The following is a 24,876-nucleotide window of genomic DNA, read 5'->3' on the forward strand; positions in this document are numbered from 1 at the left end:
AATTAAACAGTTTCTGCTTTTAGTTCTTTAGCCTCTGCGTCCGAATCCAACGGAAGGATAACTGCATTCTTAAGTCTTTTCATTCTTCTCTTGACATTACCTTGAATGACGTAATGGTCTATCGTTGGAGCAAACACGTTCATTAATAGAATTGCAAGAAAAACTCCCTCTGGATAAGCTGGATTAAATACCCTTATCATTACGGAAATGAAACCAATAAAGAAACCATAAATCCATTTCCCACGATTGGTCTGCGACCCCGTAACAGGGTCTGTGGCCATGTAAACGATTCCAAACGCAAGTCCGCCTACAATCAAATGTTTCCAAAAATCGAAACTCATTAGCCCATAGAACTTACTTGTTTCTCCTACCCAACCGAAATCTACAACCTGATTAAAGATAAGACCCATTACCAATGAGCCTATCACGGCGCTAACCATAATTCTCCAGCTAGCAATTTTACTGAATATTAAAAAGAGACCTCCTAAAAGGCATAGAAAAGCCGATGTTTCTCCTACAGAACCGGGAATAAAACCGAAGAACATATCCGAGATACTGTATTTTGCTTCCATCGCAGCACCATTGTTCTGGGCCAAATAACCCAAAATGGTTTCACCGGAAATAGCATCAACATTGGTTGCGCCTGCTAAAATTTGTTCTGAACGCTCCCGTGCCTCATGTACCCAAACCTTGTCACCACTCATCCAAGTAGGATAGGCGAAGAATAAAAATGCCCGTATGGTCAAAGCGGGATTTAAAATATTCATCCCAGTACCTCCAAAGACCTCTTTTCCGATAACAACACCGAAAACAACAGCTACCGCTAACATCCATAATGGCGTATCTACAGGAACAATCAATGGAACAAGCATTCCCGTAACCAAATAGCCTTCCTCTACTTCATGACCTTTGATTACCGCAAAGATAAATTCAACTATAAGTCCAATCCCGTAAGAAATTACCACCAACGGAAGTACTTTTATGATTCCTATCCAGAAATTATCCCATGTAATAAAGTGTTCCATAACCGAAAAGTTGGATGGAAAACCATTGATTGCAGAATAATGTTGGTAGCCTGCATTGAACATGGAGAACACTAATATGGGAATCAATGCCATGATTACCGTGTTCATGGTTCGCTTTAAATCATCTGCTGCTTTCACATGAGTGCCACCGGCATGGGTGGTTTCGTCCGGAGTGAATAAAAAAGTATGAAAGGCATTGAAGGCCGGAGCCATCTTTTTGCCCTGATACTTTAATTTCAACTCATGCATTTTACTTTTTATGCTCATCTTTTATCCTATTTCTTTTTGTAACAAATCCAATCCTTCACGAATAATCTTCTGGTGTGGTTGCTTAGATATACATATAAATTCCGTCAAAGAAAAATCTTCTGGCGCAACCTCGTAAAGCCCTAATTGCTCCATTTCATCCAAATCCTTAACCATACAGGCTTTTAATAACTGCATTGGATAAATATCCAAAGGAAACACCTCCTCATACTGACCGGTAACCACAAAAGCCCTGTGCTCACCATTGGTATTCGTATTTAAATCATATTTCTTTTTAGGCTGTAACCACGAGAATGTCAATGCTCTGGTATTGGAAACTTTATTGAAAATGGGTTTATTCCATCCGAAGAAATCATAGTCATCACCTTCAGGAATTACCGTTACCGTATTATTATAAAAACCTAAACTACCGTCAGGGCTGCTTTTAGACCCTGTAAGCACATCCCCGTTGATTACCCTAAAATTCTCTTCGTTAACACCACTACCATATAAAAAGGTAGATATCTCGGCACCTATTTTGGTAGTATAATATTTGGGGGCTTTTACCGAAGAACCTGCCAAAGCAACAGTTCTCTCCGCATTAAATTTTCCTGTCAACAAAAACTCGCCGATAATCACTAAATCCTGTGGAGCAACGGTCCAAACCACCTCCCCCTTATTAATGGGGTCTAATCTATTGATTTGTGTTCCCACCAAACCTGCAGGGTGTGGTCCAGAAACTTTGTGCAATTCAACCCCATTCATTCCAGCAAGGGGAGAATCTGCATTTTGACCAACCGATACGTGAATCTTACCTGGTGTCAGTTTTGCTAGTGCGTTCAACGCAGCCTGCAGCTCTGCCTCTTTACCTTTTAGTACATAATCCAAATCTGCGGTCAATGGTCCTGAATTATAGCCGGACACGAATATAGACTTCGGCGTAGTATCGGGGTTTGCAATAACGTCATAGGGCCTCTGTTTGATAAATGGCCAGCATCCACCCTTTAATAAAAATGCCTTTACATCTTGCTTAGTAGCGCTTTCTAATGAGATAGCTTTGTGACTTAACGTTTCCTGAGTCTTGTCCGCCAAGATTTTTACGGTAAGGATTTTTCTTCTCGCTCCTCTTTCTATCTCCACCAACTCTCCACTTACAGGAGACACAAAAAGCATCTCCTCTACGTTTTTGTTGTAGAATATAGGTTCTCCCGCTTTTATCTCAGCTCCTTGCTTTACAAGCATTTTTGGCGTCACACCATGAAAATCCTCTAGATTTAAAGTGTAAACGTTACTCGCTACAGCTTTTGACGTTGTAAGCTCTGCAGCACCTACTAAATTGAGGTTCAGACCTTTTTTGATTCGAATGTCTTTAGACATATATTGTAGACCTTAGGTTAACAAAATTAGGTGCGAATTTACTACTAAATGAAAAAAATTCATAATAATTACCTTATAATTTCGGCATTATATCGATGTTAATTTGTTCGGCATCCTTTTTGTTTACCTTTACCTAAAAATTGGCTAAATAATGCGCTTTTTCCTTAAACAAATTCTTTTACTTTTTTTTCTACAAAATACGGTTGCTCAAGTACAGGAGGAAGTAATTGAACCAGAGAATATTAAATCGATTATTTTCAAAGGCCCTACAGAAGATCAGTTCCCCATTATACAGCTAGGTGAACCCATGTATTTGGAGTTTGACGATTTGTTGGCCAACGAACAGGACTACTACTATAAAATAGTGCACTGTGATTACGACTGGACACCATCGGACCTGCTTAAATCACAATATTTGAGTGGCGTGGACAATCAGCGAATCATTAATTACGAAAACAGCTACACCACCCTAGAGACCTATTCCAACTACCAATTAACCATCCCCAACGAGAATGTAAAATTGAAAGTTAGCGGCAATTATGTCCTAGAAATTTACAACAGTAGTTATGAACTTCAATTTTCTAGAAGATTTGTAGTCTATAAAGATATCGTTAAAGTAGGTGGTACGGTAAAACGGTCCAGGGATTTTGACTTTTTAAACGAGAAACAGGTGGTACAGTTTGCCATCAATGCGGGTAATTTTAGATTGGTAAATCCAAAAAAGGAAGTGAAAGTGGCTATTTTACAGAATTATTATTGGCCTAACGCTCTTTACAACATTAAACCACAATTTACACTTGGTCAAGAGCTGGTGTACAGATACGACCAAGAGACCGCATTTAACGGTGGTAATGAGTATCTGCTCTTTGACACAAGCGACCTAAGGGCCCCAAGTTCCCAGATATCAAGAATTGAATTGAACGAAATCTACCATCACTACCTATTCTCCGATGATTACAGAAATGACGAACCCTACACCTTTTTCCCTGACATAAATGGTGATTTTACGATTAGGACATTGCAGGGCGAGAACGCTTCCAGAGAAGCTGAGTACACTAATGTACATTTTAGTCTGCCCTATACCGAGGCACTAGCACTGGACGATGTTCACATATTCGGAAAGTACAATAACTATGCCTTGACCGAAGAGAACAAAATGGTCTACAATGAAGAAAATGGTATGATGGAAGCCGTAATAAAATTCAAACAAGGCTTTTACAATTATAAATACGTGACAAAAAACTCGGAAAATGAAATCCACTTAAATCCTGTAGGAGGTAATTTTCATTTTACTGAAAATAATTACTTGATTTTGGTATATTACAGGGATTTTGGCGACATTTACGATAGTATTATTGGCGTAGGTTCGGCAAACTCTAGAAACATCACCAATTAGGGTAATTTACTTTCTGATTTTAAATGGAAACCAAACCAAAGGTTAATACTTCTGGGCGTTATAAGCTAAAATACCGAGGGGTAGCTTGCTTAAATTGCAAACATCCCTTGGATATGAGCGATAAGTATTGCCCTAACTGTGCACAGGCCAATAGCACCAAAAAGCTTTCCCTAAAAGATTTTTTTGATGAGTTTTTTTCCAATGTTCTTTCTTACGACTCTAAACTGCTCAAGACCCTGGGAGCCCTTTTATTAAGACCGGGGAAAATTACCCGTGACTATATAGAAGGTAAACGGGTTTCTTACACCAATCCTTTTAGGTTTCTTTTAAGCCTATCTATCGTATACTTTCTTTTAATGGGCTTATCAGGTGATTTTTCACAAATAGATAAATTTGCGGATACCACTGGAAATGAAATTCTAAATTTTGAGGCCGACGATGTCATTCAAAATTTAGACTTTGAAGAGAAAAAAGAGGCGGAGAGCTTCTTAAACACTATAGACTCCTTAAAATTAGGAGAATTTATCAGTAATCAGCAGCGTAAAAAAGATTCTATGATCCTTGCGCATCCAAAAAAAGAATTGGAAGCCGTATCGGATAAAGGCTTTATTGCAAGGTATTTTGAAAAACAAAAGATTTTTACCCTTTTAATAGAAAACGACACCATCTACGTTTTTGATGATCTTGTTGAGAAATATAATATCGAAAACAGCCGGGAGCACCGCATGTCATTTAGCGGCGCTAAAAGTCTGATCAAGGCCAAAAGTCGACCGGGTGAGTACATTAGTTCCTTAATTTCAAAATTGCCTTTCACCACATTTTTCTTTCTGCCGGTCTTCGCCATCTTCGTTTGGTTGATGTATATCAGAAAAAAATATACTTATACCGATCATTTAATCTTTAGTTTCCACAATCAATCATTGTTATTTATCTTGCTCATTATTAGTTATTTGATAGATAATATTTTTGGTATTGAAAGCGGAGGTATCTTCTTTCTCATTTTTGGGATTTACCTCTACAAGGCAATGAGAAATTATTACCAGCAAGGAAGGTTTAAAACTATTGTTAAATATCTTTTTCTCAATACTATTTTCATTATTTTGGCTATTGTAGGTGTAGCAATATTGTTCACCACCAGCATTTTTACATTTTAGATTATGACTACACAGGTTACTAAAGGCATTAAGATTTCAGTAAATACTAATTTTGAAGGTACTTTCTTTAAAAATTATAAAATGCATTATGCTTTCGGGTATACCATTACAATTGAGAATCAAAGCAAAGAACCTGTGCAACTAACATCACGTCATTGGAGAATCTACGACTCCTTAAACGATATTGAAATTTTGGACGGTGAAGGTGTTATTGGCAAAAAACCGGTAATTCAACCCGGGGAATCGCATACCTACAATTCTGGCTGCCTGTTAACCTCCCCTATAGGAGCTATGAAAGGACATTATAACATGGTGAATTTTGATTCCTCGGAGAAATTCAGAGTGTTCATTCCTACATTTAAATTTAGCGCACCGTTCGCCTTAAATTGATTCCTTTTCTGGGCCATTTAGTTTTTAGTGGCAAACCCTTTTAGTACCTTTGTTAGACTTTTTAATTTTAAAAATTTTGACAATGGGTAAAGGTTTTTTTCAAGTACCAACAGCTTTTAATGAGCCAATAAAAAGCTATGCTCCGGGGACTCCGGAGCGAGAGGAAGTGCTACATCAATATAAAGAATATTACAATAACAAAGTCGATGTACCTATGTATATTGGCGCCGAAGAAGTGCGTACCGGGAACACCAAAACCATGTCTCCACCACATGACCACCAACATATCGTCGGGAGCTATCATCTCGCGGAAAAGAGTCACGTAGAAAATGCCATTTCTAATTGTCTAGCTTCAAGGGATGCATGGGCAAACCTCACTTGGGAACAACGCGCTGCTATTTTCTTAAAGGCAGCGGAACTCATCGCAGGTCCTTACAGGGCAAAGATTAACGCTGCCACCATGATGGCACAGTCAAAGACGATACACCAAGCAGAAATAGATGCGGCCTGTGAGTTCATAGACTTCTTAAGGTTCAACGTAGAATTCATGTCACAGATTTATGAGGAGCAGCCAGATTCTGCGGAAGGCATATGGAATCGCGTGGAATATCGTCCTTTAGAAGGATTTATATATGCGGTTACTCCGTTCAACTTTACGGCTATTGCGGGAAACCTGCCTGCAAGTGCGGCCATGATGGGTAATGTTGTCGTATGGAAACCGAGTGATAGTCAAGTATTTTCGGCTAAAGTAATTGTAGACGTGTTTAAGGAAGCAGGTCTTCCTGATGGCGTTATCAACGTAGTCTACGGTGACCCGGTAATGATTACGGAAACGGTGCTATCCAGTCCCGATTTTGCAGGAATACATTTCACGGGCTCAACATTTGTTTTCAAAGAACTTTGGAAACAAATCGGAAATAATATACATACCTACAAGACCTATCCTAAAATCGTTGGTGAAACTGGTGGAAAAGACTTCATCGTAGCCCACCCTTCAGCAAAACCAAAACAAGTCGCAACGGCCATTGTCCGAGGTGCCTTTGAATTCCAAGGACAAAAGTGTAGTGCGGCATCCAGGGTTTATCTGCCAAAATCAACGGCTCAAGAAATACTGGACCTCGTAAAGAAGGATATTGCCTCTTTTAACGAACCGGGTTCTCCTGAAGATATGAGCAATTTCATCACTGCGGTAATTCACGAAGGGTCCTTTGATAAACTTGCCAAGTATATTGATCAGGCTAAAAGCGATATGACTGCGGAAATCGTTGCGGGTGGAAACTACGACAAATCAAAAGGGTATTTTATTGAGCCTACCGTGATTGTCACTACAGATCCAAAATACACTACTATGGAGACCGAACTTTTTGGCCCCGTTGTCACCATATATGTTTATGATGACAAGGATTGGAGCAAAACCTTGAAGCTTGTAGATGCTACCTCGGAATATGCACTAACCGGAGCAGTTTTGTCCACGGACAGGTACGCCATTGAAGAGGCGACACAGGCGCTACAGAATTGCGCAGGAAACTTTTACATTAATGACAAACCTACGGGAGCAGTTGTTGGACAACAACCCTTTGGTGGCGCTAGAGCATCGGGAACCAACGATAAGGCCGGTTCCGCACAAAATCTATTAAGATGGGTTTCCCCAAGATTAATAAAAGAAACGTTTGTTACCCCAGAGAATTACAGGTATCCGTTCTTAGGGTAACCTACTGATGTTAAATTGTTTGGAAAAACGATCAGTAGATTGAAAATTGATTAAATTTAAAGGCTCCGTTAGATAACCTAACGGAGTCTTTAAACAACTATAACCTCGTAAAATGAAAAAAGTATTAGCAATTTGTGCCTTATTGACCGTGGGACTCAATTATGCACAAGAAAATTTAGCCCAAAGCACTATTAAAGCTGTTTTAACGGGTAACCAAGCCCAAGTTGTTCAATTGGCAGAAGCTTTTGCCGAAGACCAATACGACTGGAGACCAGCCGAAGGCGTAAGCTCTGTAGGAGAGGCGCTTATGCATGTTGCCGGAGCAAATTATTATCTTGCTTCTAAAATGGGATTTCCACCGCCTGAAGATGTTGATATGATGTCTCTTGGAAAAATTACAGGGAAAGAAAATATCATTAGCGCATTAAAAAAATCGAACGAATTTGTATTGGAAAAAATTATGATGGTAGACAATAGCGAACTCAATGAAGAGGTCGATTTTGGTTTCGCTAAGATGAACAAAATGGGCGGACTTTTAGCCATTATGGAGCACAATGGAGAGCATAAAGGCCAATTAATTGCTTATGCCCGGTCTAATGGAGTTGTACCGCCTTGGAGCAAATAAGCTTCTCACCACTAAAACATGTAAAAGGTGCCAATTGGCACCTTTTTATTCTTAATACATGACGTAAAGAAAACACCAGAGCTAGCAACCATTTGGTAATTAGCGTATCTCTTTAAGAAATGTAATTATGAAAAGACGTATTCTACTTGCGAGCTTTATTAGCTTATTATCCTGTAGTACAGATGATTCAAACCTTCCAATCATTGCCGCGTGCGACACTACGAACCCAATCGAAGATTTAACTTGGTTAAGAGCACAGACCGAAGTTATAAAAAATGACCAAAGCGATATTGCCCAATATTTTTTCATTGAAATTGCCGAATACCAAAACCAAACCGTATTCATAGCTAATAACTGCTGCCCCATTTGTGGAACAGTCGTTCCCATCTATAATTGCGAAGGAGAGCAAATTGGATTTTTAGGCAGTGATATTCTTATGGACGAACTATCGGACACAAGAATTATTTTCAGTAGAGATGACTTTTCCTGTCAGGCAAATTAAAATGACAATCTTGAAAAAATCTGCGCCTATCAGCATCTTAAAAACAATATAAATGTAAATTTAACGTTAATTTATTTTAAATTAAATTTAATTATCTCATATCTATTACCTAAAATCTAAGGGCCATAAAAATGTATTCAAAATTAAGACTGACCATTACTTGTCTAAGAATCCATTACTGGAGTCACCTGAAAAGCTTTGCAAAAAAATGTAGAAGCGGTTATTATGCCATTTTAGCCATTTAATTACCCCTTAAACTTTAGAGGCAAATAGACTACTTTCTTGGTCTCAAAAAAATCATGTTCAAAGTAGGATGTTAAGTCGAAAACCTCTGCCGTCCTGTAATCCTTAAGCTCCTCACTTAAATCACCTCCTTTTAGATAAAGAATACCATTCCTTCTTTGATGAACGGACTCTTTTTTAATTTTGTCTTTTACCCAGTGTACAAAAGTTGGCATTGCCGCCACGGCTCTGCTCACTATAAAATCAAATTGTCCTGGAATCTCCTCAACTCTGGAATTTACTGAAGTAACGTTTAATAGTTCTAAACCGTCCACCACCTCATTCACCACTTTAATTTTCTTACCAATAGAATCTACTAAAGTAAAATGAACGTCGGGATAAAGAATTGCCAAAGGAATACCCGGGAAACCTCCACCTGTGCCCACATCTAAAATCTCAGCACCATCCTTAAAATCTTGAATCTTTGCGATTCCCAAAGAGTGCAACACATGCCGTAGGTATAACTCTTCAATATCCTTTCTGGAAACCACATTGATTTTCTGGTTCCAATCTTTGTAAAGCTCCTCCAAAAGCACAAACTGTTTCTTTTGGATATCAGATAAATTGGGAAAATATTCAAATATGGTTTCAGCCGTCATCCGTATCTTTGTAAATTAATTTTATTAGTATATTCACTTTTGCAAAGATTTCGTTTTTTAACTAAGCTATCAAACAATAACGACATCAATTGCGTTATATTTATCAAAAAGATTTCTTCAAATGGAACAGAACACAATTCGTTTTTCAAGAAAAGACTCTGCCCAATTTTTTAAAACATTGAATGGAAGGGTAAACGAGTATTTCAAAAACAATAAAATAAAGAAAACAGGGAACTGGAGATTGCACGTAAAGACTATCGTAATGTTTACGCTATTTTTAGCTCCTTATTTCCTTATACTTACGTTAGGCTTACCAACTTGGGCAAATTTGCTCTTAACCATTGTCATGGGTGTAGGAATGGCCGGGGTAGGAATGAATGTGATGCACGATGGTAATCACGGGTCTTACTCCAATAAAAAATGGGTGAACAAACTCATGGGAAGTAGTATTTACATACTCGCAGGAAATGTTTACAATTGGCAGGTACAACACAATGTATTACATCACACATACACCAACATCCACGAGCATGATGAAGATATGGAAGCAGGAAGAATTCTGCGTTTTTCTAAACATACGGAATGGAAAAAACATCATAAATTTCAACACTTTTACTCGGTATTCCTTTACGGTCTGCTCACATTTAACTGGGCCATTACGACAGATTTTCAGCAAATGTACCGTTACATGAAGCGTAAGTTGTCTTACGGAAAATTACCAAGTGCCGCCATGAACTGGAGCACCTTGTTAATTACCAAAGCGCTATACATTACTATTTGGATAGTCTTACCGATGTTATTTCTTGACATTGCATGGTGGAAAATTCTTATTGGTTTCTTTATTATGCACTACGTGGCAGGGGTTATTTTAAGCGTAGTTTTTCAATTAGCACACATTGTTGACCATGCTGATACCCCGTTGCCGGACGAAAACGGCACCATGAAAAATACTTGGGCTATTCACCAATTGTTCACAACGGTAAATTTTGGCACAAAAAACCGAATTGTTAACTGGTTCACAGGAGGCTTGAACCACCAAGTAGAGCACCATATCTTTCCGAACATTAGCCATGTACATTACACAAAAATTTCTAAAATTGTGAAACAGACGGCAAAGGAATTTAATTTGCCTTACCATGAGTATAAAACTACTAGGAAAGCCATAATTTCGCACTTCAAACATTTAAAGGAATTGGGAAAACAACCTTCCCTTCAGTACTAGTAATTTTATAAGCGACATGAACAAGCAACTATCGGACAGGATCAACAGTGTAACTCCTTCCGCAACACTGGAAATGGCCGCAAAGGCCCGTGAACTTAGAACTCAAGGTAAAGACATCATAGGATTAAGCTTGGGGGAGCCCGATTTTAAAGTTCCGGATTATATACAAGAAGCCGCAATACAAGCCGTTAAAGATGGTTATAATTCCTATACCCCAGTTGACGGATATGTAGACTTAAAGCAAGCTATAATCACAAAGTTTAAACGTGATAATAACTTGACCTATGAAGCGCCTCAAATTGTGGTATCCACAGGAGCCAAACAAGCACTTTACAACGTTGCACAAGTAGTGTTGAACAAAGGGGACGAAGTTATTTTACCCTGCCCTTATTGGGTAAGCTATTCTGATATCGTGAAACTTGCAGACGGTGTTCCCGTAGAAGTACCTACTTCTTTGGAAGATGATTTTAAAATGACCGCGGCACAATTAGAGGCTGCCATCACACCAAAAACAAAAATGCTTTGGTACAGTTCTCCTTGTAACCCTAGTGGATCTATTTATAGTAAAGAAGAATTACGCGCATTAGCGGATGTGTTACAAAAACATCCTCAAATCATCGTAGTAAGCGATGAAATTTATGAGCATATCAACTATGGTGTCACGGAACATGCTTCTATGGCTTCATTCCCGGACATGTACGATCGCACCGTAACGGTCAATGGAGTAGCAAAGGCATTCGCCATGACCGGATGGCGTATTGGGTACATCGGTGCCCCAGCCTACATAGCCCGAGCATGTAACAAATTACAAGGTCAGGTAACTAGTGGCGCTAACTGTATAGCACAAAGAGCGGTAATTACCGCATTGGAAGAGTCGCCCGACCGTATTTCGTATATGGTGGACGAGTTCAAAGAACGAAGAAAACTTATTCTTGGTCTTTTAAATAGTATCAACGGATTTAAATGCAATGAACCCGAGGGAGCCTTTTATGTTTATCCGGATGTAACGGCGTATTTCGGAAAGACTTTGAACGGCACTACAATACATAATGCTTCGGATTTTGCCATGTATCTCTTGGAACATGCCAATGTAGCAACCGTTACGGGTGATGCCTTCGGTAACGGAAATTGTATTCGTATATCTTATGCCGCCTCCGTAGCGGATATAAAAGATGCCATATCTAGAATAAAAACTGCTCTAGGTTAGAAATTATGAAACTAGCGATTGAAAACACCCTCAAGGTTTAGGCCTTGAGGGTGTTTTCTTTGGAGGTGACCTATGCCACAAAGGCGACTTCCATTTTTTAAAAGAAAAATTACAATTGGAGGGAATCATATAGTATATTCAAACTAGAAAAAACTTCCCAATGAGAAAACTGATCGCCCGTTTAATACTACTTCCATTTTATTTTGTTGGTAGTATTCTTTTCGCTCAAACAAAACCTAACGTGGTACTTATATTCCCAGACAACCTTGGCGTAGGCGAGGTTGCCTCGTTTGGTGGTGCCAGGGGTGTTCCTACGCCTAATATTGACCGAATAGGAAATGAGGGCATTCGCCTAACGAACTTTAATGTGGAGTATTCATGTACTCCATCTCGTATCGCCATTATGACCGGACGATATGCTGTTCGCGCCGGGGAGGATTACTATTCCGGGACGACACTGTGGGAAGAAATGCTCCCGGAACGTTTAAAATTGGAAGGTTATGCCACGGCGCTCTACGGAAAGTGGGATTTAGGGGCTAAAGACTGGCTCGGTAACCGAGAGCCTACGGACCAAGGTTTTGACCAATGGTACGGCATACCGGGAACGACCACAGTAGCCCAATATCCTGCAATGAAAGGATTTGACCCAAGTTTACAGCCAGAACCCTATATATGGGAAGGTACCGCAGGCAGTGATTCTAAAAAAGTAAAACCATTTAATCCTGATACCAGACGAACCATTGACCGAGAAGCGGCCGAAAAAGGCGTTGCATTTATAAAAGAGAACGCCGAAAAAAATAAACCCTTCTTTCTGTATTACGCCATGACCCAGCTCCATTTTCCCGCACTACCCCACCCCGATATGGCCGGAACTACCGGAGCAGGTGATATGGGCGATTCCATGGCCGATGTTGATTTTAACGTAGGTTTAATTTTAGACCAATTGAAAGAACTGGGAATCGAGGAGAACACCTTAGTTATTTGGTGTACGGACAACGGCGCTGAGATGAGAAGACCATGGAGAGGTTCTCCAGGACCGTATAGAGGCTACTATAACTCCGCTATGGAAGGTGGTGTGCGCACGCCGGCGGTCATTAGATGGCCAAATAGGATCAAACTCGGTCAAGTTTCTAATGAGATGGTACATGAGGTGGATTTATTCACCACCATTATCAATGCCACGGGCTCGGACAAGGCAGTACCGAAAGACCGATATATCGATGGCGTAAACCAACTACCGTTTTTAGAGGGCAAGCAAGAACACGCCAATCGCGAAAGTGCCATTTTCACACAACGTTTTGGTCAAATCATGGCAGTGAAATGGCGTAATTGGAAGTTGTGGTACGTATACAAAACAGAAGTACCTGACCCTGAACCTGATAACTTGGTACGCCTATTTGATTTGCGCGTGGACCCAAGAGAGGAAATAGACGTTAAAGATTATTATCCTGGTGTCGTAGGAATTATGGACAGTATTGTTCAGAACTATGAAAAAACATTCATTGAATACCCCAGGGTAACAGCGAGTGCAAATAGAAAAGAACCCTATTTACCACCCTCAAAAGGTTCGGGAAGTCCAGTACAAACCTACACGAGAAGTGATAGAACCAAAATGAAGCCTAGAAGTAATGCTATGAAGAACCCTGATTTTTCGGGTACATGGTCTACCACCGTGCTGCATAGGGTATCGGTCATAAATCGGACGGACGAACCGGCCATACCTACTTTGGGTAGCGGTTGGGGAGATAAAATTTCAATCAAGCATGTTCCTGAGGAGTTAGCTGTAGAGCGGGTCGTTTTTATTCCCCGGGACTTTCAACAACTTGTAACCTATCAATTTGCTTTAGACGGTTCAAAATCCGAAAACAATGTATTGACCGGTCGGGAACGTAAAGCTATCACCTCAACTACCCATTGGGAAGACCATAGGCTGGTGATTACCTCAACCTATCCTTTTAAAGATACGAAAACAGGAAAATGGCTAGCAAGTAAGATGACCCAGACGCTCTGGCTAGAACCCCCTACCAAAACTCCGTGGGAACCCACATTGGTTGTGGAGACTACCAGAGAAGGATTAATGGATGGTTTAACCTCGACCAACAGAACGGTTTATACTAAAGGGTATCGCTGATCACCTTCAGGATTCGTTGAAACAGAACTTTTATAGTGTTATCGGGTTTATGTCCGTTTCCAGAAATAAGGCGTAAGAAGTATCAATACGGTAAATAATTCTAGCCTACCAGCCAGCATCAAAAATCCGCACCACCATTTCGCTAAATCTGGCAATCCGTTAAAATTACTAACAGGATTTAAGCTTCCCAAGGCAGGGCCTACATTACCTAAGGAAGACGCTGCCCCACCAATGGCCGATTCAAAATCCAGACCTAAGAAGCCCAAGACCAAAGCCCCGATGATAAAAAGAAGCATATAAAGTACAAAAAAACCTATTATATTATAAACGATATGTTCCTTGACCGTTTTATTATTGTACCGTACCGGTATAATGGCATTGGAGTGCAAGGTTCGTTTGAACTCTAGAAGACCATTCTTTATAATCAATAAATGGCGCATTACCTTGATACCACCTGCTGTAGAACCGGCAGAACCTCCCAAGAAAAATAACCCAAAAAAGAATATCGTTAAAAAAGGGGTCCATGCGGTAAAGTCTGCACTGACAAAACCCGTAGTGGTAACCACGGCGACCACCTGAAAGAGTGCATGCCTAAACGAACTTTCCGCTTTACCTAAAACCATAGGGTATCCTGGAGTAAGTTCCGTAATATTCGCTCTAAAATAAATGACCAAGCCAGCCGTAATCGTTGCGGTGAGAATAAACAGAAAATAAAACTTCAGTTCCTCGTCCTTCAATACTTTTTGAACTTTTCCTTTGAACGCAAAATAGCTCATCACAAAATTGGTCCCTGCCAAGAACATGAAAAGAATTATAATATACTGTATCAAGGGCTGGTCGTTCCAATGTGCCAAACTAGCATTTTTAGTTGAAAATCCACCTGTAGAGAGGGTCGCCAAGGCATGGTTTATAGCATCAAAAAAGGACATCCCCGCTAATTTTAAGAGTATGGTCTCGACTACGGTATACCCTACGTAAATGAGCCAAAGTCTTTTTGCCGTGTCGGTAATTCTTGGATGTAATTTATCAGCACTTGGTCCAGGAGCTTCAGCTGCAAATAGCTGCATACCACCAATTCCTAAAAGCGGTAGTATTGCAATTGCCAATACGATTATACCCATACCACCGATCCAATGGGTAAGGCTTCGCCAGAACAAAATTCCTTCAGGCATGGATTCAATGTCATCCATAATAGAAGCACCTGTTGTGGTATATCCGGATATGGTCTCAAAGAAAGCATTAGTGATATCGGGGATGGCTCCCGAAAAAATATAGGGTAACATCCCTGAAATGGACATCACGATCCAACCGAACGTGACGATAATATAACCCTCTTTCTGCTTTACTTCCTTACGATGTCCACGTGTATAATACATCGCAAAAACACCAGCGAACATCGTTGAAATCGAAGCTAGGGTAATACTTAAGGTAGCACCGTCCTTGTAGATACCGCTGACCACTGCAGCCAACAGCATAAAGCCCCCATTGCAAAGCAATAAAAGACCCATTAAGTGAAAAATTATTCTAGAATTCAGGCGCATTTTACAGGAACATTCGTTCTATTTGTGAAATTTCTTCTGGAAGACAGCAGACCACTACCCTATCTCCGGCCTCTATTTTAAATCCTCCTAAGGCAATGATACCTTCACCGTTCCTAACAACACCGCCAATGGTAGCAGCTTTAGGAAAATTCAATTCCCTTATGGTCGTTCCCGTAACACGAGAATCTTTTTTTACGACAAATTCTAAAATCTCCGCATTTAGGTTGTTCAACCGCATGAGCGCTACTACTTCTCCACGCCGTATATGCCGGAATATATTATTCGCGGCCAAAAGCTTTTTATTTATTAAGGTATCGATACCAATAGAATGCGATAGCTGAAAATAATCCATGTTCTCCACCAAGGCAATGGTCTTTTTTATGAATTTTGATTTTGCTACCAAACAAGACATGATATTCGTTTCTGAATTTCCGGTAACCGCAATAAAGGCATCCATGGACTCTAGACTCTCTTCCTCAAGAAGCTCCACATTTCTACCATCACCATTGATTACTAAGGCATTGGGCAGGTCATCTGCCAAATCAAAAGCTTTTTCCTTACTTTTCTCTATCAGCTTTACATTGAATTTGTTGGCGCAAAGGTCCCTAGCCGTTTTAAAACCTACCTTACTTCCTCCAAGAATCATGACATTCTTTATATCTTCTTTCTTTTTTCCGGTAAGCTTGTACAGTTCATCAACACCTTCTTTTACCGTAATAAAATACACTTGATCCCCCTCCTTGAAAACGGTATCACCCCTTGGAATGACCGTGAATTGGGTACCCATTCTCTTTAGCGCAATGGGCATGAAATGAAGCTCGGGGAATATTTTAGCCGCCTCCTTTACCATTTTACCCACAAAGGGAGCGGACTTGGGCAGGGAAACCCCTACCATAATCAACTTACCGTCTTCAAACTCATAGGTATCATTGAAGGCAGATTTATTGAGTAGTAACTGAATCTCTGTCGCCGCAAGTTCTTCGGGTGAAATGAGCTCATCAATACCTAACTCTGAGAACTGCAATATTTCCTTATTATCTATAAACTCTGTATTGGATATTCTAGCAATGGTACGTTTGCAACCTAGCTGCTTTGCCAACATACACAAGGTTATATTCGTAGTTTCCGAGGAGGTAACGCCAATTACAAGGTCGGAATCCTGTACTCGCGCATCCTGCAGAACAGCTATAGAAGTAGCATCTCCCTTTAACACACGAATATCTAAATGATTGTCCGCATAGGCCAGACTTTCTTTACGTGTGTCTATTAAGGTAATATCTTGAGATTCGTAGGAAAGCAATTTGGCAAGATGAAATCCTACTTCACCCGCACCTGCAATTATAATCTTCATTTACGTACTTAATTGCGCTTTTATAGACTATAAACAACTCGTTTATAATAGCATATTAAAAATTAGTAGTAGTATAGTCAACGCGTATTTCGACGCAAAATTACACAATTAAATAAAGGTCACTACTAATTTTAAAGCTTTTAACCTTGACGATCATCAATCCTAATTAAAGCGCTTGCAAGCAAAGCCTAAATCGTATCTTTGAAAAAAAAATGCAATGCCTAATAAAGTAACTCCCTATAAGGACTCCAAACTTGGTAAGAAAGAACAGGTCACCAAAATGTTCGACACGATTTCTAAAGATTATGACGGACTGAACAGGGTGATCTCTTTTGGAATTGATATTAAATGGAGGAAAAGAGTTGTTGCTATTCTTAAAAAAGAAAAACCTAAAACTATTTTGGATATTGCTACGGGCACGGGCGATCTTGCCATTGCCTTGGTAAAAACAGGTGCTGAAAAAATCATAGGTTTGGATATTTCTCCTGGCATGCTAGAAGTTGGAAAGGAAAAAATAAAGGAAAAGAAACTGGACCCAAAAATTGAAATGGTCGTAGGTGATAGTGAAAATCTAGCGTATCCCGACCATTCTTTTGACGCTGTAACGGTCTCTTTTGGTGTTCGTAATTTTGAAACCTTGGAAACTGGTCTCAGCGAGATTCTTCGCGTATTAAAACCAGGAGGTAGCCTCGTAGTGCTAGAAACCTCTGTGCCTACCAAAACACCTTTTAGACAGGGTTACCATCTTTATACAAGATATGTTTTGCCGCTGATAGGTAAAATATTTTCCAAAGATAATTCCGCCTATGGCTATCTAAGCGAATCTGCCGCTGTTTTTCCGCATGGAGAAAACTTCAACAATATTTTACTCAAAATTGGGTTTATAGATGTAGTGAACAAGCCTCAAACATTTGGGGTCGCATCTATATATGTTGCTAAAAAACGTAGCTAGACTAATCGTAAACCCGATGGTTTAACAACTACGGCGTAATTGTTGGTAAATGAGGAAATGGTTTTTTATTTGTGTTGGGCTCGTAGTATTAATGCCCTCACTCCATGCACAATTTAATGAACGCCCTATTCTTAATAAGGAGAACGAGGATAAGAAATTCTTAAATTGGGGCTATTTTTTAGGGTTCAATCAATATGATTTTAAGTTTGATTATGAAGAGAATGGCAGAGATGTTCTGGTAAGCAAAACACTAGGTTTTAACGTAGGGCTAATCGGAGAGATGCGTATAAATAATTTCTTGGACCTACGCTTTGAGCCAGGTCTTCATTATACGTCTAGAAATTTAGGCTTTCCAGGTTTTGATGAGGAGCGAGATGCGATTCGAGAAGTAAAATCAACTTATATAAATTTTCCGTTGTTGTTAAAGGTGAGTGCAAAAAGATTCGGGAATTGGAAACCCTTTTTAATTGGTGGCGGATCCACAAGCTTAAACCTTGGCAGTAATGAAACTAGCCTAGACGACAATAGTTCGGGTACGTTCCGAATGACGAAATGGGTCTATAATTATGAGCTTGGTTTTGGTATAGATTTTTACTTGGAGTATTTTAAGTTCACCCCATCGATAAGAGGAGTTTTTGCACTCACGGATGAATTGATTCGTGATAACGACCCCAACAGCCCATGGACGGGAAATATAGACGGGATGCGCACCAGAGGGCTTTTCGTCAACTTTACTTTTGAGTAAACGGCGAGTACTATTTAAGCCCTTCTAATCTCATTCATTAGAATTGCTGAAGCCGTCGCCACATTTAAACTTTCGGTTTCAGATTTTCCGTATCTGGGGATGGTGATTCTATTTTCACATTTCCTATTGACCCGATCAGAAATACCTTTCCCTTCATTGCCCATAATTAAAATACCCCTTTTAGGTAGTTCTTCTTTATATACGTTATTCCCATCCATGAACGAACCGTAGACCGGTACCGAAACCTCTGACAGAAATAAATCTAGACTGGTATATGAAATATTTACCCGAGCTATGGAACCCATCGTTGCCTGAAGCACTTTTGGATTATAACAATCCACGGTATTCTCGGAGCATACCAAAGAAGGTATCCCGAACCAATCACAAAGCCTGATTATAGTTCCCAAATTACCAGGGTCTTGAACATCATCTAGCACTATAATCCAATCACTAAAATCCACAGCTGCGGCTTTTGGAATGTAAAATACCCCAACAACGCCATTTGGATTTTTTAAACTACTTATCTGATTCATTTCCTTTGGAAGAATTACAGCTGCATCTTTAACACCTTTTACAGGAAGTACATCCTCCAAAACATAAATCCTGAACACCTTAAATTTAGAGCGCAATAACTCCTCCACAGCCTTTTTCCCTTCTATTATAAACAGACCGTGTTCATTTCGGTACTTTTTTTGATGTAAGCTTTTGATAAGTTTCAATTCACTTTTTACAACCATACAAATAATGTATTTTTGATTAATATGAGGAGGTTTTCATACCCTGAACATAGCATCGCTAAAATAAGCTTATTCTTACTACTTACCATAGTCGCGCTATCATGTAATTCACTGAAAAAAATTGAAAACGACGAGTACCTGGTAGCAAGGAATACCATTCTGGTAGATTCCCTAAGAATAACCGATGAGGATGTAAACAGCCTAATCTACCAAAAGCCCAACACCGCCCTTTTAGGCTATCCATTAAGGCTAAACCTATACAATCTTGCCAAGGAAAATCCAGATTCTCTTTATCAAGACTGGCTTAACCGTAAAACCAATCGAAAGAAAAGGCTCACTAAATTTTTATCGGAAAAACAGGTCAACAGACTTGGGGAATCCTTTTTGGTAAAGGGTTTGAGCGAATGGTTAAAGGAAATAGGTGAAGCTCCGAAAGTTTTAGATACCTCCAGGACCAGAAGAAGCTTAGAGCGTTTAAGCGCTTATTACGATTCTAAAGGGTATTTCTTAAATACAACTACGTACGAAGTTGATACCACTAGAAGAAAGCAGCGGGCTTATATCGATTATAAAATAGATCTTGGAAAACCCTATGTTGTAGATTCCGTATCCAACGAAATTTCTTCCAAGGCCATAGATTCTATTTATTTTTTGAACATGGGCGGGTCTTTGGTAAAAGAGGGAAAACAATTTAACTTGGCCGATTTTAATGGCGAAAGAGAGCGATTAACTGAGATTTTCAGGAATAATGGTATCCGAAATTTTCAAGGAAGTTCTATCACCTTTGATATTGTTAGGGATACCGTAAGGGCTGAAGACGACCAAAAAATGAACATCACCCTTAACATTGGAGACCTCAAGAGAAGAGGAGAAAATGAGGTGACGACCTCAGAGTATAAAGTAGAAAAAATAAACACCATAGATGTTTATACCGATTACCTCGCGTCTTACAAATCAACCCCATACCGTAGTATAACATATGGTGATTTTACCTTCCATTATTCGGATAATTTTCAAATTAAACCAAAGACGCTAGCGGACGCCATTCTTTTTGAAAAAGGGGCAATTTACCGGGACATTGACAAAATCAGGACCTCTAGACAGCTCAACAACCTGAACATCTTTAAATACCCGAATGTTATATTTGAAGAGGATAGTACCGGTAGCAAGGTCAACACCAGTATTTATCTGGCACCTAAACCAAAATACTCTTTAGGCACAAACTTTGAAATAAGCCGTTCTAATCTAAGGAGACTTGGGGTGGGAGCTGGCGCCTCTCTATTGATACGTAACATATTTAAAGGAGCGGAGAATCTAAGTCTTTCGGTAGATGGTGCTTTTGGTCTTTTAAGTAGGGAAATATTTCAAGAGGACTATTTTTCAGAAATTGGAGGGGAAGTAACGCTCGATTTTCCGAGAATATGGTTCCCTTTTATAAACACCTCGAAGCTTATTCCAAACTACACCTTACCAAAAACCAGAATTGCACTTGGTACCAGTTTTCAAAAGAATATAGGACTCGACAAACAAACCTTCAACACCACGCTTGGCTATAATTGGACGCCCAATGAATTTAAAAGGAATTCCATAGAACTCTTGAACGTACAATATGTTAGGAATGTGAACAGCAATAGATTCTTTGATGTATATAGAACCACCTATAACCAGTTAAACGATATCGCCACTGACCAAGCTGTGAGTCCCTTGCTAGACCCCACGTATTTTAATGAAGACGGAAACCTTACTACGCCGAGTGAGGCACAACCCGAGACCACCCCGGGTACCACCGGATTTATAAGCGATGTGCGGAATGGACTAATACCGACTTCCAACGGTGGCTTTACCCAAGAAGATTTCAACAATGTGAACAGTATTGCGGAACGTGAAGAACGTCTCACGGAGAACAATCTTATTTTTGCGACCAACTACACGTTCAACAAAAACAATAGGAACGGTATAACAGATAACAATTTTTATCAATTTCGTTTTAAATTGGAAAGTGCGGGAAATTTATTATCTGGTATTTCCAACTTAATCGCCTTTAATGAAAATGATAGGGAACAACTACTCGTATTCGGTGTTCCTTTCTCTCAATACGTAAAAACAGAGTTTGACTTTGTTAAATACTGGGACCTTTCTCGATCCAACGTATTGGCGGCAAGAACATTTGTAGGTATTGCCATACCCTACGGAAACTCGGACAATATTCCCTTTGTGCGTAGTTATTTTGCTGGTGGCTCCAACGACAATAGAGCATGGTTCCCATATTCACTAGGCCCTGGAAGCACTTCTGCCATTAACGATTTCAACGAAGCCAACCTTAAAATAGCCCTGAACTTAGAGTATCGCTTTCCTATAGTAGGTGATATCAACGGGGCACTTTTTGCAGATGCCGGTAATATATGGAACGTCTTTGACGATGTGGAGAATCCCGATGCCATATTCTCAGGTTTTGACTCTTTAAAAGATATTGCTCTGGGTTCCGGTTTTGGACTTAGATACGATTTTACTTATTTCCTTTTTCGCTTAGATTTGGGTTTCAAAACCTATAACCCAGCAGAAATTCCTTCAAAAAGATGGTTTAGGGACTACAATTTTGCTAACTCCGTACTGCAAATTGGTATTAACTATCCATTTTAAATCTAATTGTTTTATTACTTTTGCCCTACATTTTTATAGAAACTAACAGACTACAACAATATGGCTCATAATATTAAACCGGGCGTTGCGACCGGAGATCAAGTTCAGGAAATTTTCAAATATGCTAAAGAAAAAGCATTTGCGTTACCTGCTGTAAACGTAATAGGCTCAAACACCATAAACGGAGTGCTTGAAACCGCAGCAAGTCTTAATGCCCCAGTAATCATCCAATTTTCCAATGGTGGTGCCCAATTTAATGCTGGCAAAGGACTTTCTAACGACGGACAAAATGCGGCCATACAAGGAGCAGTAGCGGGAGCAAAGCACGTTCATCAATTAGCGGAGGCTTACGGTGCTACGGTTATTTTGCATACCGACCACTGCGCAAAAAAATTACTGCCCTGGATAGACGGTTTGTTAGATGCTAGTGAAAAACATTTTGCAGAGACCGGCAAATCCTTATTCAGCTCACACATGATCGACCTTTCAGAGGAGCCTTTGGAAGAGAACATTGAAATATGCAAAGGTTATCTAGAGCGTATGAGCAAAATGGAGATGACCCTAGAAATTGAACTTGGTATAACAGGTGGTGAAGAAGACGGGGTAGACAATTCCGATGTGGACGATTCTAAGCTATACACGCAACCAGAGGAAGTGGCCTATGCTTATGAAGAGCTTTCCAAAGTGAGCCATAGATTTACGATAGCTGCTGCCTTCGGCAACGTACATGGTGTTTACAAACCAGGAAACGTAAAGCTTACGCCAAAAATTTTAAAGAACTCACAAGAGTTCGTTTCCGAGAAATACGGTGTTGAGCATAACCATATCGATTTTGTATTCCACGGTGGTTCAGGTTCTACAGTAGAGGAAATCAGGGAAGGTATCAGCTATGGCGTTATAAAAATGAACATCGATACCGATTTACAATATGCATTCCTTTCTGGTGTAAGGGATTATGTTCAGGACAATAAAGATTATCTACAGGCACAAATAGGGAACCCAAAAGGTTCCGATGAGCCCAATAAAAAATTCTACGACCCAAGAGTTTGGTTAAGAAAAGGAGAAACTGCTTTTATAGACCGACTAAAGAAAGCCTTTGAGGATCTTAATAACGTAAACACATTATAAATTCCTAAATTCACTAATCTAAACTATGGACAATATGACGGCTTGGTTTAAAAGAAAGGAAAAAGGAATTCAGACCACCACCGAGGAAAAGAAAGACACACCGAAAGGACTTTGGTATAAGTCTCCTACGGGTAAAATTGTGGAATCCGAAGATTTAGCGAAGAATTTTTACGTGAGTCCAGAGGATGATTACCACGTAAGAATTGGCAGCAAAGAGTATTTTGAAATCCTTTTTGACAATAATACGTTTACCGAGTTAGATGCAAAGCTAAATTCCAAAGACCCGTTAAAATTCGAGGATACCAAAAAATATGGAGAGCGGTTAAAAGCAGCTCAGAAAAAAACAGGTCTTAAAGATGCCGTAAGAACAGGCTTCGGAAAATCCTTGGGTAAAAATGTTGTAATCTGTTGTATGGACTTTAGTTTTATCGGAGGATCAATGGGTAGTGTCGTTGGTGAAAAAATTGCTCGCGGAATCGACCACGCCATCAAAAAGAAAGTTCCTTTTATAATGATTTCCAAATCAGGAGGAGCGCGTATGATGGAAGCAGCTTTATCATTGATGCAACTGGCCAAGACATCTGTTAAACTGGCACAACTCGCGGAAGCTGGCTTACCTTATATTTCATTATGCACCGACCCAACCACCGGAGGTACTACGGCATCCTACGCTATGCTGGGAGATATTAATATTGCGGAACCAGGAGCACTCATAGGGTTTGCAGGACCTCGAATCGTGAAGGATACTACCGGAAAGGATTTACCGGAAGGCTTTCAATCTTCCGAATTTTTACTGGAACACGGATTCTTGGATTTCATTACGCACAGGCGGGACTTAAAAACCAAAATAAATCTTTATATCGATTTAATACAGAACAACCCAGTGAGATCTTAAAATCATATCACTTTATGAAAAGAGCCATAAAATCAAGTATACTACTATTGACTTTATGGTTTTTTTGTTGCGCATCGGAAAACTCCGTTTCCTTGCCGGTAGCTGAAGAAGAAACTACAGAAATTGGGAATGCAAACACCGCGCAAACGACCAATGTAGCGGTCACCGGAGAAGAAAATGCGTATACCTTCAGCGTAACTATTCTAAGTCCAGATACCGGCTGTGAACAATATGCGGATTGGTGGGAGGTTGTAGATATAGAGGGAAACCTTTTATATCGTAGAATTCTTGGCCATAGCCATGTAAACGAACAACCCTTTACCCGTAGTGGGGGAACCATCTCCATAACCGAGGAACAGGAGGTCTACATCAGGGCACATATGAATTATCTCGGCTATGGGAATACTGTTTTAAAAGGAAGCGTCCTCACGGGCTTTACCACATCTGAATTGGATGTTACCTTTGCGGCAACGCTAGCAAAACAAGAACCCTTACCAACTTCTTGTGCCTTCTAATTAAAATATCCAAAAACATTAGCCATTCAAAATAAAAATTATAGTATCTTTGCAGCCTGATTGAAAATCAGTCAGATACATAAAAATCATTTAAAATAATATTGGAATGTATTTAACAAAAGAAGTAAAAGCCGAGATTTTTAAAAAACACGGCGGAAAAGCAGAGAACACAGGCTCTACTGAGGGTCAGATTGCTTTGTTCACACATCGTATTAATCACCTAACCGGTCACTTAAAAAAGAATCACAAAGATTACAACACGGAGCGTTCTTTGGTAAAACTGGTAGGTAAAAGAAGAAGTCTGCTAGATTATATGATAAAGAAAGACATTGTAAAATACAGAGAGCTTATTAAAGAGCTTGGTATTAGAAAATAATTTTAAAAAGGGGATGGCTAACCATCCCCTTTTTTTAAAGTACTTCAAGTCTAAGAAGTGAAAAATGACGAACACAAAAAGCTACACATAGTTTTTCATTGGTCCACACAACAACACAACAACAGTCCG

22 protein-coding genes are annotated in these 24,876 nt (G+C 39.7%); 16 read left to right on the forward strand and 6 right to left on the reverse strand.

Translation table 11 applies throughout. The features are described from left to right. Positions 1–2: 2 nt before the first annotated feature. Positions 3–1,292 (reverse strand): NADH:ubiquinone reductase (Na(+)-transporting) subunit B, encoded by a 1,290-nt coding sequence (locus BFP77_RS05570; RefSeq protein WP_099573063.1) that lies wholly within the window; start codon positions 1,290–1,292, stop codon positions 3–5. A 3-nt stretch (positions 1,293–1,295) separates the two neighbouring features. Further along, on the reverse strand, positions 1,296–2,648 hold the full coding sequence (locus BFP77_RS05575) for a Na(+)-translocating NADH-quinone reductase subunit A (RefSeq protein ID WP_099573064.1): 1,353 nt from the start codon (positions 2,646–2,648) through the stop codon (positions 1,296–1,298). A 151-nt stretch (positions 2,649–2,799) separates the two neighbouring features. Between BFP77_RS05575 and BFP77_RS05580 the strand changes: the two genes are divergently transcribed. The 6 genes from BFP77_RS05580 to BFP77_RS05605 all read left to right on the forward strand — a co-directional run bounded on the left by BFP77_RS05580 (position 2,800) and on the right by BFP77_RS05605 (position 8,426). Next, entirely contained in the window at positions 2,800–4,044 is a 1,245-nt protein-coding gene (locus BFP77_RS05580; protein ID WP_099573065.1) for a DUF5103 domain-containing protein, read from the forward strand. A gap of 23 nt (positions 4,045–4,067) precedes the next feature. Continuing rightward, positions 4,068–5,198, forward strand: coding sequence for a DUF3667 domain-containing protein (locus BFP77_RS05585; protein ID WP_099573066.1), 1,131 nt, complete (start codon positions 4,068–4,070; stop codon positions 5,196–5,198). A gap of 3 nt (positions 5,199–5,201) precedes the next feature. Next, a complete protein-coding gene (apaG, locus tag BFP77_RS05590) occupies positions 5,202–5,588 on the forward strand; it encodes a Co2+/Mg2+ efflux protein ApaG (RefSeq protein ID WP_099573067.1) in 387 nt (128 codons plus the stop codon). An 82-nt stretch (positions 5,589–5,670) separates the two neighbouring features. Further along, the gene (gene pruA / locus BFP77_RS05595; protein ID WP_099573068.1) at positions 5,671–7,299 is read left to right on the forward strand and encodes an L-glutamate gamma-semialdehyde dehydrogenase; all 1,629 of its coding nucleotides are present in this window, start codon (positions 5,671–5,673) and stop codon (positions 7,297–7,299) included. A gap of 112 nt (positions 7,300–7,411) precedes the next feature. Next, positions 7,412–7,924, forward strand: coding sequence for a DinB family protein (locus BFP77_RS05600; protein WP_099573069.1), 513 nt, complete (start codon positions 7,412–7,414; stop codon positions 7,922–7,924). Positions 7,925–8,051: 127 nt separating this feature from the next. Continuing rightward, positions 8,052–8,426, forward strand: a complete 375-nt coding sequence (locus BFP77_RS05605; protein ID WP_099573070.1) for a hypothetical protein — start codon at positions 8,052–8,054, stop codon at positions 8,424–8,426. 245 nt (positions 8,427–8,671) lie between these two features. Here BFP77_RS05605 and rsmG read toward each other — a convergent pair whose 3' ends face one another. Next, positions 8,672–9,307, reverse strand: coding sequence for a 16S rRNA (guanine(527)-N(7))-methyltransferase RsmG (gene rsmG / locus BFP77_RS05610; protein WP_099573071.1), 636 nt, complete (start codon positions 9,305–9,307; stop codon positions 8,672–8,674). A 121-nt stretch (positions 9,308–9,428) separates the two neighbouring features. Between rsmG and BFP77_RS05615 the strand changes: the two genes are divergently transcribed. The 3 genes from BFP77_RS05615 (at position 9,429) to BFP77_RS05625 (ending at position 13,867) form a co-directional block, all read left to right on the forward strand. Then, complete coding sequence (locus tag BFP77_RS05615; protein ID WP_099573072.1) at positions 9,429–10,529, forward strand: fatty acid desaturase family protein; 1,101 nt, start codon at positions 9,429–9,431, stop codon at positions 10,527–10,529. A 16-nt stretch (positions 10,530–10,545) separates the two neighbouring features. Continuing rightward, positions 10,546–11,736, forward strand: coding sequence for a pyridoxal phosphate-dependent aminotransferase (locus BFP77_RS05620; protein WP_099573073.1), 1,191 nt, complete (start codon positions 10,546–10,548; stop codon positions 11,734–11,736). 160 nt (positions 11,737–11,896) lie between these two features. After that, positions 11,897–13,867 carry a sulfatase-like hydrolase/transferase gene (locus tag BFP77_RS05625; protein WP_099573074.1) on the forward strand — a complete coding sequence of 657 codons (1,971 nt, stop codon included), beginning with the start codon at positions 11,897–11,899 and terminating at the stop codon, positions 13,865–13,867. Positions 13,868–13,914: 47 nt separating this feature from the next. On the opposite strand, the gene BFP77_RS05630 is transcribed toward BFP77_RS05625, so the two are convergent. Together BFP77_RS05630 and trkA are read right to left on the reverse strand one after the other, a co-directional pair. Then, on the reverse strand, positions 13,915–15,408 hold the full coding sequence (locus BFP77_RS05630; protein WP_099573075.1) for a TrkH family potassium uptake protein: 1,494 nt from the start codon (positions 15,406–15,408) through the stop codon (positions 13,915–13,917). Position 15,409: 1 nt separating this feature from the next. Further along, positions 15,410–16,759: a Trk system potassium transporter TrkA gene (gene trkA, locus BFP77_RS05635; protein WP_099573076.1), complete on the reverse strand. Its 1,350-nt coding sequence runs from the start codon at positions 16,757–16,759 to the stop codon at positions 15,410–15,412. Positions 16,760–16,976: 217 nt separating this feature from the next. Here trkA and ubiE point away from each other — a divergent pair, with 217 nt between their 5' ends. Both ubiE and porT read left to right on the forward strand, forming a co-directional pair. Then, positions 16,977–17,711: a bifunctional demethylmenaquinone methyltransferase/2-methoxy-6-polyprenyl-1,4-benzoquinol methylase UbiE gene (ubiE, locus tag BFP77_RS05640; RefSeq protein WP_099573077.1), complete on the forward strand. Its 735-nt coding sequence runs from the start codon at positions 16,977–16,979 to the stop codon at positions 17,709–17,711. 49 nt (positions 17,712–17,760) lie between these two features. Continuing rightward, positions 17,761–18,456, forward strand: coding sequence for a type IX secretion/gliding motility protein PorT/SprT (gene porT, locus BFP77_RS05645; RefSeq protein WP_099573078.1), 696 nt, complete (start codon positions 17,761–17,763; stop codon positions 18,454–18,456). Positions 18,457–18,470: 14 nt separating this feature from the next. Here the strand turns inward: porT and BFP77_RS05650 are convergent, their stop codons facing one another. Then, on the reverse strand, positions 18,471–19,193 hold the full coding sequence (locus BFP77_RS05650) for a TrmH family RNA methyltransferase (RefSeq protein ID WP_099573079.1): 723 nt from the start codon (positions 19,191–19,193) through the stop codon (positions 18,471–18,473). A 24-nt stretch (positions 19,194–19,217) separates the two neighbouring features. Between BFP77_RS05650 and tamL the strand changes: the two genes are divergently transcribed. From tamL to rpsO, 5 genes are all read left to right on the forward strand, one after another. Continuing rightward, positions 19,218–21,833 (forward strand): translocation and assembly module lipoprotein TamL, encoded by a 2,616-nt coding sequence (gene tamL / locus BFP77_RS05655; protein WP_099573080.1) that lies wholly within the window; start codon positions 19,218–19,220, stop codon positions 21,831–21,833. Between the two features lie 60 nt (positions 21,834–21,893). Then, a complete protein-coding gene (fbaA, locus tag BFP77_RS05660; protein ID WP_099573081.1) occupies positions 21,894–22,961 on the forward strand; it encodes a class II fructose-bisphosphate aldolase in 1,068 nt (355 codons plus the stop codon). 34 nt (positions 22,962–22,995) lie between these two features. Continuing rightward, complete coding sequence (gene accD, locus BFP77_RS05665; protein WP_099573095.1) at positions 22,996–23,856, forward strand: acetyl-CoA carboxylase, carboxyltransferase subunit beta; 861 nt, start codon at positions 22,996–22,998, stop codon at positions 23,854–23,856. A gap of 14 nt (positions 23,857–23,870) precedes the next feature. After that, on the forward strand, positions 23,871–24,371 hold the full coding sequence (locus BFP77_RS05670) for a hypothetical protein (protein ID WP_099573082.1): 501 nt from the start codon (positions 23,871–23,873) through the stop codon (positions 24,369–24,371). 106 nt (positions 24,372–24,477) lie between these two features. Continuing rightward, the gene (rpsO, locus tag BFP77_RS05675) at positions 24,478–24,747 is read left to right on the forward strand and encodes a 30S ribosomal protein S15 (RefSeq protein ID WP_068482293.1); all 270 of its coding nucleotides are present in this window, start codon (positions 24,478–24,480) and stop codon (positions 24,745–24,747) included. Positions 24,748–24,876 lie beyond the last annotated feature (129 nt).

The organism is Maribacter sp. 4U21, from assembly GCF_002742365.1.
Classification (GTDB): Bacteria; Bacteroidota; Bacteroidia; order Flavobacteriales; family Flavobacteriaceae; genus Maribacter.

Coding starts and splice junctions, on each gene's coding strand:
- BFP77_RS05570 (WP_099573063.1), bottom strand. CDS start 1,292: ATGAGCATAAAAAGTAAAATGCATGAGTTGAAATTAAAGTATCAGGGC.
- BFP77_RS05575 (WP_099573064.1), bottom strand. CDS start 2,648: ATGTCTAAAGACATTCGAATCAAAAAAGGTCTGAACCTCAATTTAGTA.
- BFP77_RS05580 (WP_099573065.1), top strand. CDS start 2,800: ATGCGCTTTTTCCTTAAACAAATTCTTTTACTTTTTTTTCTACAAAAT.
- BFP77_RS05585 (WP_099573066.1), top strand. CDS start 4,068: ATGGAAACCAAACCAAAGGTTAATACTTCTGGGCGTTATAAGCTAAAA.
- apaG (WP_099573067.1), top strand. CDS start 5,202: ATGACTACACAGGTTACTAAAGGCATTAAGATTTCAGTAAATACTAAT.
- pruA (WP_099573068.1), top strand. CDS start 5,671: ATGGGTAAAGGTTTTTTTCAAGTACCAACAGCTTTTAATGAGCCAATA.
- BFP77_RS05600 (WP_099573069.1), top strand. CDS start 7,412: ATGAAAAAAGTATTAGCAATTTGTGCCTTATTGACCGTGGGACTCAAT.
- BFP77_RS05605 (WP_099573070.1), top strand. CDS start 8,052: ATGAAAAGACGTATTCTACTTGCGAGCTTTATTAGCTTATTATCCTGT.
- rsmG (WP_099573071.1), bottom strand. CDS start 9,307: ATGACGGCTGAAACCATATTTGAATATTTTCCCAATTTATCTGATATC.
- BFP77_RS05615 (WP_099573072.1), top strand. CDS start 9,429: ATGGAACAGAACACAATTCGTTTTTCAAGAAAAGACTCTGCCCAATTT.
- BFP77_RS05620 (WP_099573073.1), top strand. CDS start 10,546: ATGAACAAGCAACTATCGGACAGGATCAACAGTGTAACTCCTTCCGCA.
- BFP77_RS05625 (WP_099573074.1), top strand. CDS start 11,897: ATGAGAAAACTGATCGCCCGTTTAATACTACTTCCATTTTATTTTGTT.
- BFP77_RS05630 (WP_099573075.1), bottom strand. CDS start 15,408: ATGCGCCTGAATTCTAGAATAATTTTTCACTTAATGGGTCTTTTATTG.
- trkA (WP_099573076.1), bottom strand. CDS start 16,759: ATGAAGATTATAATTGCAGGTGCGGGTGAAGTAGGATTTCATCTTGCC.
- ubiE (WP_099573077.1), top strand. CDS start 16,977: ATGCCTAATAAAGTAACTCCCTATAAGGACTCCAAACTTGGTAAGAAA.
- porT (WP_099573078.1), top strand. CDS start 17,761: ATGAGGAAATGGTTTTTTATTTGTGTTGGGCTCGTAGTATTAATGCCC.
- BFP77_RS05650 (WP_099573079.1), bottom strand. CDS start 19,193: ATGGTTGTAAAAAGTGAATTGAAACTTATCAAAAGCTTACATCAAAAA.
- tamL (WP_099573080.1), top strand. CDS start 19,218: ATGAGGAGGTTTTCATACCCTGAACATAGCATCGCTAAAATAAGCTTA.
- fbaA (WP_099573081.1), top strand. CDS start 21,894: ATGGCTCATAATATTAAACCGGGCGTTGCGACCGGAGATCAAGTTCAG.
- accD (WP_099573095.1), top strand. CDS start 22,996: ATGACGGCTTGGTTTAAAAGAAAGGAAAAAGGAATTCAGACCACCACC.
- BFP77_RS05670 (WP_099573082.1), top strand. CDS start 23,871: ATGAAAAGAGCCATAAAATCAAGTATACTACTATTGACTTTATGGTTT.
- rpsO (WP_068482293.1), top strand. CDS start 24,478: ATGTATTTAACAAAAGAAGTAAAAGCCGAGATTTTTAAAAAACACGGC.